Source organism: Planotetraspora mira (assembly GCF_016863275.1).
In the GTDB taxonomy this organism is placed as follows: domain Bacteria; phylum Actinomycetota; class Actinomycetes; order Streptosporangiales; family Streptosporangiaceae; genus Planotetraspora; species Planotetraspora mira.
This window is the reverse complement of record NZ_BOOO01000008.1, coordinates 289,155-300,339: the sequence shown is the minus strand read 5'-3', so window position 1 is coordinate 300,339 and position 11,185 is coordinate 289,155. Positions and strand designations below refer to the sequence as shown.

General features: G+C 70.7%; 10 protein-coding genes. 8 read left to right on the top strand and 2 right to left on the bottom strand.

All coding sequences use genetic code 11. The features are described 5' to 3' along the window. The first annotated feature begins 661 nt into the window (after positions 1-661). The 3 genes from Pmi06nite_RS08650 (at position 662) to Pmi06nite_RS08640 (ending at position 3,029) form a co-directional block, all read left to right on the top strand. Positions 662-1,267, top strand: a complete 606-nt coding sequence (locus Pmi06nite_RS08650) for an RNA polymerase sigma factor (protein WP_239113760.1) — start codon at positions 662-664, stop codon at positions 1,265-1,267. Next, the gene (locus tag Pmi06nite_RS08645; RefSeq protein ID WP_203952363.1) at positions 1,260-2,390 is read left to right on the top strand and encodes a CU044_5270 family protein; all 1,131 of its coding nucleotides are present in this window, start codon (positions 1,260-1,262) and stop codon (positions 2,388-2,390) included. Before Pmi06nite_RS08650 ends, Pmi06nite_RS08645 begins: the two co-directional genes overlap by 8 nt. Before the next feature lie 204 nt (positions 2,391-2,594). Continuing rightward, entirely contained in the window at positions 2,595-3,029 is a 435-nt protein-coding gene (locus tag Pmi06nite_RS08640; RefSeq protein ID WP_203952362.1) for a GNAT family N-acetyltransferase, read from the top strand. Between the two features lie 67 nt (positions 3,030-3,096). Here Pmi06nite_RS08640 and Pmi06nite_RS08635 read toward each other — a convergent pair whose 3' ends face one another. Beyond that, entirely contained in the window at positions 3,097-3,321 is a 225-nt protein-coding gene (locus Pmi06nite_RS08635; protein ID WP_203952361.1) for a hypothetical protein, read from the bottom strand. Positions 3,322-3,421: 100 nt separating this feature from the next. Continuing rightward, positions 3,422-4,369 (bottom strand): phosphoglycerate dehydrogenase, encoded by a 948-nt coding sequence (locus tag Pmi06nite_RS08630; protein WP_203952360.1) that lies wholly within the window; start codon positions 4,367-4,369, stop codon positions 3,422-3,424. A 588-nt stretch (positions 4,370-4,957) separates the two neighbouring features. On the opposite strand from Pmi06nite_RS08630, the gene Pmi06nite_RS08625 reads away from it, so the two are divergent. From Pmi06nite_RS08625 to Pmi06nite_RS08605, 5 genes are all read left to right on the top strand, one after another. After that, positions 4,958-6,064, top strand: a complete 1,107-nt coding sequence (locus Pmi06nite_RS08625; protein ID WP_203952359.1) for an alcohol dehydrogenase catalytic domain-containing protein — start codon at positions 4,958-4,960, stop codon at positions 6,062-6,064. Further along, positions 6,061-6,861, top strand: coding sequence for an SDR family NAD(P)-dependent oxidoreductase (locus Pmi06nite_RS08620; RefSeq protein ID WP_203952358.1), 801 nt, complete (start codon positions 6,061-6,063; stop codon positions 6,859-6,861). The genes Pmi06nite_RS08625 and Pmi06nite_RS08620 overlap by 4 nt, the downstream gene beginning before the upstream one ends. A gap of 2 nt (positions 6,862-6,863) precedes the next feature. Further along, on the top strand, positions 6,864-8,669 hold the full coding sequence (locus Pmi06nite_RS08615) for an IlvD/Edd family dehydratase (RefSeq protein ID WP_203952357.1): 1,806 nt from the start codon (positions 6,864-6,866) through the stop codon (positions 8,667-8,669). 87 nt (positions 8,670-8,756) lie between these two features. Next, on the top strand, positions 8,757-9,665 hold the full coding sequence (locus Pmi06nite_RS08610) for a fumarylacetoacetate hydrolase family protein (protein ID WP_203952356.1): 909 nt from the start codon (positions 8,757-8,759) through the stop codon (positions 9,663-9,665). After that, positions 9,662-11,182, top strand: a complete 1,521-nt coding sequence (locus Pmi06nite_RS08605; protein ID WP_203952355.1) for an aldehyde dehydrogenase (NADP(+)) — start codon at positions 9,662-9,664, stop codon at positions 11,180-11,182. The genes Pmi06nite_RS08610 and Pmi06nite_RS08605 overlap by 4 nt, the downstream gene beginning before the upstream one ends. Positions 11,183-11,185 lie beyond the last annotated feature (3 nt).

Below are 11,185 nucleotides of genomic sequence, written 5' to 3'. Positions count from 1 at the left end.
AGCAGTACATAAACTCGTGACGTAAAAACAGATAATTGTCGGAATTGCGCAAGTCGTGTAAATCGCGCCCGGAAGTCACGCGGCAGAGTGGTCTGGGTGCCGGGGTGGCGACCGCGCTGGCACACGTCCTGTCAGGCGGGCCCGCGCGGCAAGGAAGAGGACACGTCGATTCCGAGCCTCGCGGCGACGGGCCCCCTTTCCCGCTGGGCCGTGATGTCCTGCACCGCGCGTCGTGCGCTCTCCATCAAGGAGACCGGCGCCGTCTCCGGTGTCCCGCTGTCGAAAGGCGGTTCGGGGGCGTAAACCACGGCGAGCCGGATGGACTGGGCGGCCGCGTCGCCCCGCAGGTCAGCCGCGACGCGCAGGGCCCCGTCGATGACGCGTCTCGTCCGGGACCATCGGAAGGGCCTCCCGTCCTTCCGGCTTTCGCCGATCCTCCCGTTGAGCCTATCCTCCGGATGAGCCGCGCCCCGGTTGAGCCGAACCTCCGTTTGACCTGGCCTGACGCATCGGGGTGCTGGTCGCGAGCACCACTGATGCGGACGTTCCCGTCCTGAGCCGGACGACTCCCACGATGAGCGTGAAAGCAGATGCGGGGATCGGGCTATACACACTGACCGCTTTCACTCGTGGAGAGGCAACTGATGACAGGGAGGCCTTCGTGACCGCCCCACCCTGGCCGGACGAGTCCACCGAGATCCGGCTCTCCCACGACGAACCTGAACGGTTCGCCGCGATATTCGACGCTCACTTCACTGAGATCCACAGGTATGTGGCGAGCAGGCTCGGGCCGAGCGTCGCGGAGGACGTCGTCTCCGACACGTTTCTCACCGCGTTCCGCAACCGGTCGCGCTACGACGCGAGCCGAGGCGGCGTACGCCCGTGGCTGTACGGCATCGCGACCAACTTGATCAGCCGGCAGCGGCGGGTGGAGTTGCGCGCGCTGCGGGCGATGGGCAGGCAGGGCCCTGAGCCCCACGCCGAAGGGCCGGAGAACCGGGTCGTCACCGACGTCACGGCGCAACGACTGCAGCCCGCGCTGGCCGCCGCGATCGCCTCGCTGAACGACGGGGACCGGGACGTGCTCCTGCTGGTGGCACTGGCCGAGCTTAGCCACGAGGAAGTCGCCGCCTCCCTCGGCATTCCGTACGGGACCGTCGGATCCCGGCTGAACCGCGCCAGGAAGAAGGTGCGCGCGGTGCTGGGCGACAGCAACCCCATGAACGACCTGACGGACTTTTCGCGAAAGAAGGACCAGCATGGATGACCTGAAGATGGTGCGTGACGCCTACGGGGAGATCACGCCCAATCCGCAGCTGGAGACCCGGCTCCGGGCGAGGCTCGCCCACGAGGTCGGTCGTCCGTCGTCCCGGCGCGGATTCCTGCGCGGCCGGGCGGGCATCGGCCTGGGGCTGCTCGCCACGGCCGCCGCCGCGGCGGTCGCCGTCGCTGCCGTCGGGATCGGCGCGGGTGGAGGATCGGGTACGGCGCCCGTGGCGGGAGCCCCGGCCACGGAGTTGTCGGCCAAGTCGATCCTGCTGGCCGCGGCCGACCAGGCCGCGACCGAGTCGGCCGGCCGGTACTGGCGGCTGCACATGCTCAGCGGCTCCTCCGGCAGAGTGGAGGGCGTCACGCCGTACACGGTCTTCGGCCCGAACGAGTTCGACGGCTGGCGTTCGCCGTCCGCGCAGGAGACCGACTACACCTTCCAGCGCGAGCTGGCCGCCTACCCGCTGACGAACGCGGACAAGGCCGCGTGGAAGGCGGACGGCTCGCCGTCGTCCGTCAAGGTGCGCAACAACGAGGACTTCTACACCTACACGTTGACCGACGGCGGGTGGACCACGAAGCGGATCACCCCGGAGATCAAAAAGTCCGCCTCCGCGTCCTTCAAGCAGCTGTGCGCCCGGGCCGACGCCGCCGCCAAGTGCCCGCCGAGCGCCCAGCTGACCTGGGCCGAGAAGGAGAAGATCGCCTCCGACCCGGCGCGGTTCCAGGAACTGCTCTTCCCCAAGGCGGCCCCGGGGACGAGCCCGGCCAACAAGCTGATGCAGGGCTTCGACTTCCTCATCGAGCAGCCGGCCTCGCCTGAGATCCGGGCCAAGGCGTTCCGCATCCTCGCCGACCTGCCGGGCGTGCGCAGCGTGGGCAAGGTGAAGTCGCTGGACGGCCGTACCGGCGTCGGCATCGCGGCCGAGGGCGAGATGATCGACGACAGCGGCGCCACGTTCGAGTACCAGGTCATCCTCGATCCGAAGACCCACAAGGTGATCGGGGACAAGCAGACCATCGTGGGCGGAACCTACCGCGGCCTCGGCGCGGGCACGGTTTTGGTCGAGCAGAGCGTCATGCAGGCGGGCTGGACCGGCGACGCCCCGCACCACAGCTGATCGATCGCCTTCTTGAGACTGGGGGCCGGAGTGACTCGCCCACTCCGGCCCCCGCAGTGTCCGGTCGACGGCCCCCGCCGTGTCCGGCCGATGACCCAGGGGCCGGCCGGAGAGGCGCGATCCGGGGGCCCGCCCGCTTACATCACCGGTGAGGCGCGTCCGCGGAAATAGGGTGGAGCACTCGACCCCCTTGGAGGACATCACATGATCGGCATCGGCGGTATCACCCCGGCGGACCGTGACGACTGGCAGACGCTGTTCCGTGGCTACAACACGTTCTACGGGCGCACGCTTCCGCCGGAGATGTACGACAGGGCCTGGGACGCCTTCCAGGAGGACACCCGGATGCACGCCTTAGGGGCGAGGGTCGACGGCAGGCTGGTGGGCATCACGCACTTCCTCGTGCACGCCAGCACGACGGCGCCGGACGTGTGTTACCTGCAGGACCTGTTCACCGCGCCTGAGGCCCGGGGAAGGGGCGTGGCGCGCGCCCTCATCGAAGCGGTGACGGAATGGGCGCGTGCCCGGGGCTGCAGCCGGGTGTACTGGTCGACCCAGGAGACCAACACCACCGCCCGCAGGCTGTACGACCAGGTCGCCGTCAACCGGGGCTTCATCCTCTACCAGATCAGCCTGTAGGCGTCCGGGTGCGCAGAAGGGTGCCGCCGGACATCGGGGGCACCCTTCTTCTACGCGTGGTGGATGCTCACTTGGCGGAGTCCGCGAGGGCGACGAGAGCGGCCGCGTAGCGGAAAAGCTGGCTGCGGCCGAGGTCGCCGATCGTGACGATGCCGAGCGTGCGGGTCAGCGCCTCGGCGCCGGCCTCACCCACGCCGGCAAGGGCGGCGACGGGGGCGTCCACGAGCTTGTCCAGGGTGTACTCCTCGTACTCGCGGTCGAGCAGCTTGTCGAGGTTGGCAGAAACCGCCATGGGGTATCTCCAATGTTTACGATCTTTAAGGCCGCTTGTACGGCTTGATCGGAATCTTTGCAGATTCCGCCTATGCGGGTGATTCGTCCGCTCAAAGTCGTCAGCGGCCGACGACGTTGCGCAGGGGAGTGCCGTCCATCAGTGCGCGCGTGTTCTCGGCGATGAGGGCGTCGGCGCCCAGCGGTCGCCCGCCGGCGGCGTGCGGACTGATGATCACATCGGGTTCGTCCCACAGGGGGGAGTCGGCGGGAAGCGGCTCGCTCTCGAACACGTCGAGCGCCGCGCCGCCGAGCCGTCCGGCCCGGATGGCGCCGAGCAGGGCGGCGGTGTCCACGGTGGAGCCGCGCCCGACGTTGACCAGCCACGCGTGCGGTGGCAGGAGGGCGATTCGCGCGGCGTCCAGGGCGTGGTGGGTGGCGTCCGTGGACGGCAGGATCATGATCAGCAGGTCGGTGGCGGGGAGTTCGCGGGGCAGCCCGTCCACGCTGATCACCGGATGGCCGCCGCGTTCGCCTGCGGTGCGCGCGACTCCGGTGACGTGGGCGCCGAGAGCCGTGAGCAGCGGCGCGAGCACACCGGCGATCGAGCCGAAGCCCCAGATCAGCACGCGGGCGTCGCGCAGCGTGCGGAAGGTTCCGCCCGTGGTGATCGGCTGGATGCCGCCGAGTTCCCCCGCCCAGCGGTGGCCGATCTGTGCCCGCGTCAGCCGATGCAGCCGCCGCGCCGCCGCCAGCACGAGGGCCAGCGCGTGCTCGGCGACGGGCCTGTCGTGCAGCGAGCGGCCGGAGGTGACGACGACATCCGGTGCGAACCCGGCCGCCAGCACCTGGTCGGGCCCGGCCGCCAGGGTCTGCACCCAGCGCAGCGAGCCGAGCCTCCGGGCGGCGTCTCGGAGCATGCCGTCGGGATTCCCCCAGGTGACGAGAGCCTCGGCGTCCGCAGCGTGTTCCGGAATCGGTTCGTGCGGATCGTAGGAGGCGACGGTGACGTCGCCGGGCAGGCGTGGATCCAGCGGGATGGTGGTCGGAAGCAGGATCTTCAGGCTCATCGGGCTCCTCGTCGACGTCCGGCCGTCCTCGCCGGTGCTCACAGTTCGGTGCTCACAGTTCGGTGCTCACAGTTCGGTGCTCACCGTTCAGTGCTCACCGTTCAGTGCTCACCGTTCAGTGCTCACCGTTCAGTGCTCACCGTCCATCGGGTGCGGTCCAGATGGTGCCACCGCGGCGTGCGCGGGACGTGAACCCCCCCGGCATCCGCTCACTGAGCGGGCTGAAGCACCCTCGGTTCTTCGATAGTTGCGATCGTGTTCGGCAAGTTTCGGAGCGTTCTGGCGTATACGAACCTCGTCGGCGTTCCTGCTGGAGATGCGCGTCGTCCAAATGTATCTGCAGGTGAAACGGGTAATCGTCGTACGCCGCACTGAGTGCGCCCGAGCGTCGCGGTTGCCCGAACCTCCTCGCGTCGACGTGGTTGGCCGCCCTGAGGATCACGAATGTTTCCGAAACTGTTGACGACATCTGTTCGTAACACCTAGCGTGGCAGCGATCGAGTTCAGGGCCTGAGCGAAGGTCGCCGGCCGAGCGCCAGAGCCTGGTACGACGGCCGCGGCGAAGGCGGTCGGGGACGGATGGGTCAGATGAGAGCCGCGCTGCTGCAGAACTTCGGAAGTCCTCTTGAAATCGGCGAGCTGGAGCTCGACGAGCCGCACGCGGGCGAGGTCCTCGTCAGAGTCGAGGCGGCCGGTGTGTGCCACAGCGACCAGCACTATCTCGCCGGAGACCTGCGGTGCCCGCTCCCTGTCGTCCCCGGGCACGAGGGCGCCGGCGTGATCGAGGCCGTGGGACCGGGCGTCACCCGGTTCTCCCCGGGGGACAGGGTCTGCCTCATGTGGCGGCCCCGCTGCGGCCAGTGCCGCTACTGCCTGGTCGGACGGCCCGCCCTGTGCGAAGCGGCCGGCATCCAGTCGAGCTCGGGCGGCCTGCTCGACGGGACCAGCCGGCTGAGCGTCGGCGGCACGAAGGTCCATCACCTGCTGGGTGTCTCCTGCTTCGCCGAATACTGCGTCGTGTCCGAGCGCGCCGTGGTGCCGGTGCCCGACGAGGTGCCGGCCGAGATCGCGGCGATCGCGGGCTGCGCGGTCATCACCGGCGTCGGCGCCGTGCTCAACGCCATCGGCCGCTGTGCCGGCGACGGCATCGTGATCTTCGGTGCGGGTGGCGTCGGGTTGTCGAGCGTGCTCGGCGCGGTGCTGGCCGGGGCGAACCCGATCGTCGTCGTCGACGTCGTCCCCGAACGCCTCGAGATGGCGGCGCGGCTGGGTGCCACGCACACCGTGGACGCCTCCCGCGAGGAAACGGCGGAGGCTCTGCGTGCGATCCGGCCCGGCGGCATGGAGTGGGCGATCGAGGCGATCGGCCGCCCCGCCACGCTGGAGACGGCCATCGAGGTGCTTCGCCCCGGAGGGACGCTCGTGGCGGTCGGCCTCGGCGCGGTCGGCACGACGTTCGACGTTCCGCTCAACGTGCTGGTACAGCGGGAGAAACGTGTGGTCGGCAGCCTGTACGGCTCGGCCAACCCGCTCGTGGACCTGCCCCGGCTGTTCGATCTCTACCTGGCCGGCCGGTTGCCGCTCGACGCACTCGTCGGCCGGCGGTACCCGCTCGACCGCATCAACGAGGCCTTCGCCGACCTGGCCGACGGTTCGGTCGGCCGGGGCGTGGTTCTCCCGTGGGAGTCGCAGTGACCATCACGCACGACGCCGCCGAGGCGGACGAGCTTCGCTATGCCACCTATCCGAGCCTCCGCGACCGGGTCGCCTTCGTCAGCGGCGGCTCGACCGGCCTGGGGTCGGAGTTCGTCTCGGCGCTCGCCGCCCAGGGCGTCCGGGTCGGCTTCGCCGACATCGACGTCGCCGGAGCCGAGCGCCTGCTCGAACGGCTGAGCCGTACGGACTGTCCTGCGCCGTTGTTCGTCGAGGCGGATGTCCGCGACGTGGGCCAGGTGCAGGCGGCCGTCGCGGAGGTGGGGGACAGGCTCGGGCCGATCTCGATCCTCGTCAACAACGCGGCCAACGACGAGCGCCACGACAGCGCGGTGGTCGACGAGGCCTACTGGGACAACGCGATCGCGGTCAACCTGAAGCACCACTTCTTCGCGATCCAGGCGGTCGTCCCCGGCATGCGCGCGCTCGGCGGCGGGTCGGTCATCAACCTGGGCTCGATCAGCGCGCACGCCGACTTCGTGGGCCTGCCGGCGTACGTGACGTCCAAGGCCGGCATCGAGGGCCTGACCCGGACGCTGGCCCGTGAGCTCGGGCCTGACCGGATCCGCGTCAACTGCCTCATACCGGGTTGGGTCTTCACCGAACGGCAACTCGCGCAACTGGTCACGCCCGAGACGCTGGCGAAACTCGACCAGGTCCAGTCGTTGAAGGACAACATCATGCCGGCCGACGTCGCACGGATGGTGTTGTGGCTCGCGGCCGACGACAGCGCCATGTGCACCGGCCAGAAGTGGATCGTCGACGGGGGATGGATGTGAACATGTCGGACAACGCAGGCAGCGCAGGCAGCGCAGGCAGCGCTGACAACGCTGACAACACGGCAGGCGGCACTCAGCACGGCGGCGGCCGTACGAGGCGGAGCGCGCACTGGTTCGGCGCCGAAGGCCGGGCAGGCATGCTGTACCGGTCCTGGATGCGCAACCAGGGATTCGGGCCGGAGGTCTTCGACGGCCGCCCGGTCATCGGCATCGCGACCACCTGGTCCGAGCTCGCGCCCTGCAACTCGCACCTGCACCGGGTGGCGGAGGCCGTGAAACGCGGCGTCTGGCAGGCCGGCGGCTTCCCGCTGGAGTTCCCCGTGCTCGCGACCGGCGAGACGCTGATGCGCCCGACGGCGATGCTCTACCGCAACCTGCTCGCCATGGAGGCCGAGGAGCTCATCCGGGCCAACCCGCTCGACGGCGTCGTGCTGCTGTCCGGCTGCGACAAGACCACCCCCGGGCTGCTGATGGGCGCGGCCAGTGTCGACCTCCCGGCCGTGATGGTGACCGGCGGCCCGATGCTCAACGGCAAGTTCCAGGGCCGTGACGTCGGCTCGGGCACGCACGTGTGGAAGTTCGAGGCGGAGATCAAGGCCGGCCGGATGACCGTGGAGGAGGGCTACGCCGCCGAGGGTTGCATGGCCCGGTCGAACGGGCACTGCATGACGATGGGCACCGCCTCGACGATGGCCTGCATGGCCGAGGCCCTCGGCATGCAGCTTCCCGGCTCGGCGACCTGGCCCGCCGTGGACATGCGCCGGATGGAGGTGGCGCAGCAGGCCGGTCGGCGGATCGTGGACATGGTCGAGCAGGATCTGCGCCCGAGCACGATCCTCACCCGCGAGGCCTTCGAGAACGCGATCAGGACCAACGCCGCCATCGGCGGGTCCACCAACGCGATCATCCACCTGACCGCCCTGGCGGGACGGCTCGGCGTCGACCTGAACCTCGACGACTTCGACACCCTCGTCAGGGACGTGCCGACGATCGTCGACCTCATGCCGTCCGGCCGGTTCCTGATGGAGGACTTCTGCTACGCCGGCGGCCTGCCGGTGGTCATGCGTGAGCTCGACGAGGCGGGTCTGCTCAACTCGGACGCCGTCACGGTCACCGGCCGCGGCATCGGGGAGAACGTCGCGGACGCCGTCTGCTGGAACACCGAGGTGATCCGCCCGCTGACCGAGCCGCTGCTGCCGTCCGGAACCGGGACCGCGATCCTGCGCGGCAACCTCTGCCCGAACGGAGCGGTTATCAAGCAGTCGGCCGCGTCGCCGTCCCTCATGCACCACGAAGGCAGGGCGCTGGTCTTCGACTCGCCCGAGGCCTACCACGCGGTGTGCGACGACGACGACCTCGACGTCACCCCCGACGACGTCCTCGTCATCCGGGGTGCGGGCCCGAAGGGCTACCCGGGCATGCCCGAGGTGGCCAACGTGCCGTTGCCCGCGAAGCTGCTGCGGGACGGGGTGAGCGACATGGTTCGCATCAGCGACGGGCGCATGAGCGGCACCGGATTCGGCACCGTGGTCCTGCACGTGTCACCGGAGGCGGCGGTCGGCGGCCCGCTCGCGCTGGTGCGCACCGGCGACCGAATCGAGCTCGACGTGCCGGGCAGGCGGCTGACGCTGCACGTGAGCGACGAGGAGCTCGACCGGAGGCGCGCCGAGTGGCAGGCCCCCGCCACGCAGGAGGACGGCGGATACCGCTGGCTCTACCGCCAGCACGTCCTGCAGGCGGACGACGGGGTGGACTTCGGGTTCCTGCGCGGCAGCCGCGGGAGCGAGGTCCCGCGCGACTCGCACTGACGTCGGGGTGGCCCCTCCGGGCCCTCGCCGTATCCACCTCCGCCCCCTCTACCCCTTCGAACCGGCGTCCAGCGCCGAGGAGTCACCGTGAACATCGTCAGGTACCGGACGCGGGAATCCGCGGAGCCCCGGATCGGTCTGCACGACGACGGCCACGTCGCCGAGGTCGGGGGAGTGGGATCGCTCGCCGAACTGTGGGCGTCGCCGCTGGCCGACCTGCGGGCCCGGCTGACCGGAGGCCCGCTCGGCGACCGGGTACCTCTCTCGGAGGTCGACCTCCTGGCACCGGTCGACGGCACGACCGAGGTGTGGGCGGCGGGCGTCACGTACGAGACGTCCCGTGAGGCCAGGGTCGAGGAGAGCGAGCGGGCCGCGACCATCTACGAACTGGTCTACGACGCCGAGCGGCCGGAGTTGTTCTTCAAGTCGGTGCCGTGGCGGGTCGTCGGCCCCGGCGGCAGCCTGGCCGTACGCGCCGACTCGGCCGTCGACGTGCCCGAGCCCGAGCTGGCCCTGGTGGTCAACCGCTTCGGGGAGACCGTCGGCTACACGGTGTGCAACGACATGTCCTCGCGCAGCATCGAGGGGGAGAACCCGCTCTACCTGCCCCAGGCCAAGATCTACTTCGGCGGGTGCGGCCTCGGCCCGTGGATCACTCCGGTGTGGGAGATCGAGGATCCGTACGACCTCACGATCGAGATGACGATCGGCAGGAACGGCGAGCGGGAGTGGAGCGGCGAGACGAGCACCTCGCGGCTGCACCGGCGGCTGGACGACCTGGTGGCGTACCTGATGCGCGGCGACGTCCACCCCGACGGGGTCGTCCTGTCGACCGGGACGTGCCTCGTGCCGGAGGCGCCGTTCACACTCGCGGACGGCGACACCGTCGAGATCGGCATCAGCGGCGTGGGAGTGCTCCGCAACACCGTCGTCCGCGGCATGCCGCCCGGCGTGAACCCCGCGGACGGACACGTCGCAGAAGGGCGGCAGGCATGATCGACAGCATCGATCCGCGTACCGGGCGCACCGTCGAGCAGATCGACGCCGCCACGTCGCAGGCGGACCTCGACGACCTCTGCGCGCGGGCCGGGGCGGCCGCGCGGGAACTCACCGCACTGGGGCGTGCCGGGCGCGCGCGGCTGCTGCGCTCGATGGCGCGCTCGATCGAGGACCGCAGGGCCGATCTCGTCGCCGTCGCCGACCGCGAGACCGCCCTCGGCGAGCAGCGGCTGAACGGCGAGCTGACCAGAACCTGCTATCAGCTCGACCTGTTCGCCGACGTCGCGGAGGACGGCGCCTACCTCGAGGCCACCATCGACCACGCCGGGGACACCCCGATGGGGCCCCGTCCCGACCTGCGCCGCATGCTGCTCCCGCTCGGGCCGGTCGCGGTGTTCGGCGCGAGCAACTTCCCGTTCGCGTTCTCCGTCCCCGGCGGCGACACGGCGTCGGCGCTGGCCGCCGGATGCCCGGTCGTCGCCAAGGTGCACGAGGCGCACCCGGCGACGTCCGTGCACGCCCACGCGGCGCTCGCCGAGGGCGCGAGGGCGGCGGGCGTGACCCCCGACGTGGTCAACCTGGTCTTCGGCCGCGAGGCGGGCGTCGACCTGGTCAGGCACCCCGCCGTCCAGGCCGTCGGCTTCACCGGCTCCCTCGGGGCCGGGCGGACGCTGTTCGACGTCGCCTCGTCCCGGCCGTCGCCGATCCCCTTCTACGGCGAGCTGGGTGCGCTCAACACGCTCGTCGTGTGCCCCGCGGCGGCTGCGGCGCGCGGTGAGGACATCGCGGCGGGACTGGCGGCCTCCTTCACGCTCGGCGTCGGGCAGTTCTGCACGAAGCCCGGCGTGGTGCTGCTCCCCGCGGGGCCGGACGGCGAGGCCGTCCGGCGTTCACTGGCGGAGCGGGTCGGGGCGATGTCCGCCGGAATCATGCTCAGTGAGCGGACGGCCGACTCCTACCGGCGCGGCACGGAGACCCTCCTCGGCATGGACGACGTCCAGGTGCTCGCCCGTGGGCACGAGGGCACGGGCGACGGCTGGACCGGCGTTCCGCTGCTCCTGCGGGCGGACGCCGGCTCGGTGACGGGCGCCCTGACCGAGGAGTGCTTCGGTCCGGTCCTGGTGGTCGTCGAGTACACCGGCGCCGAGCAACTGCTGGACCTGCTGCGATCGTTCGGGCCGGCCCTCACCGGGACGGTCCACGCCGACGCGGCGGACGGGGAGTTGTCGGCTCTCCTGCTCGCCCAGCTCGCCGGCACGGTGGGCCGCGTGGTGTGGAACGGGTTCCCGACCGGTGTCGCGGTGGCCTGGGGCATGCATCACGGAGGTCCGTTCCCGGCGACGACCAGCGCTCTCCACACCAGCGTCGGCACCACGGCGATCCGCCGCTGGCTGCGCCCGATCAGCCTGCAGAACGTCCCGCAGGAGTTGCTGCCGGACGAGCTGCGCGACGTCCCCGTCGGCGCCACCGGCCTCGTCCGTCGCGTCGACGGAGTCCTCACCCCGGTCGCATAGCCC

Excerpts from the sequence above, each read along its gene's own strand:
- Pmi06nite_RS08635 (WP_203952361.1), bottom strand. The coding sequence starts at position 3,321 with ATGGCGGTTTCTGCCAACCTCGACAAGCTGCTCGACCGCGAGTACGAG.
- Pmi06nite_RS08640 (WP_203952362.1), top strand. The coding sequence starts at position 2,595 with ATGATCGGCATCGGCGGTATCACCCCGGCGGACCGTGACGACTGGCAG.
- Pmi06nite_RS08605 (WP_203952355.1), top strand. The coding sequence starts at position 9,662 with ATGATCGACAGCATCGATCCGCGTACCGGGCGCACCGTCGAGCAGATC.
- Pmi06nite_RS08625 (WP_203952359.1), top strand. The coding sequence starts at position 4,958 with ATGAGAGCCGCGCTGCTGCAGAACTTCGGAAGTCCTCTTGAAATCGGC.
- Pmi06nite_RS08615 (WP_203952357.1), top strand. The coding sequence starts at position 6,864 with ATGTCGGACAACGCAGGCAGCGCAGGCAGCGCAGGCAGCGCTGACAAC.
- Pmi06nite_RS08645 (WP_203952363.1), top strand. The coding sequence starts at position 1,260 with ATGGATGACCTGAAGATGGTGCGTGACGCCTACGGGGAGATCACGCCC.
- Pmi06nite_RS08630 (WP_203952360.1), bottom strand. The coding sequence starts at position 4,369 with ATGAGCCTGAAGATCCTGCTTCCGACCACCATCCCGCTGGATCCACGC.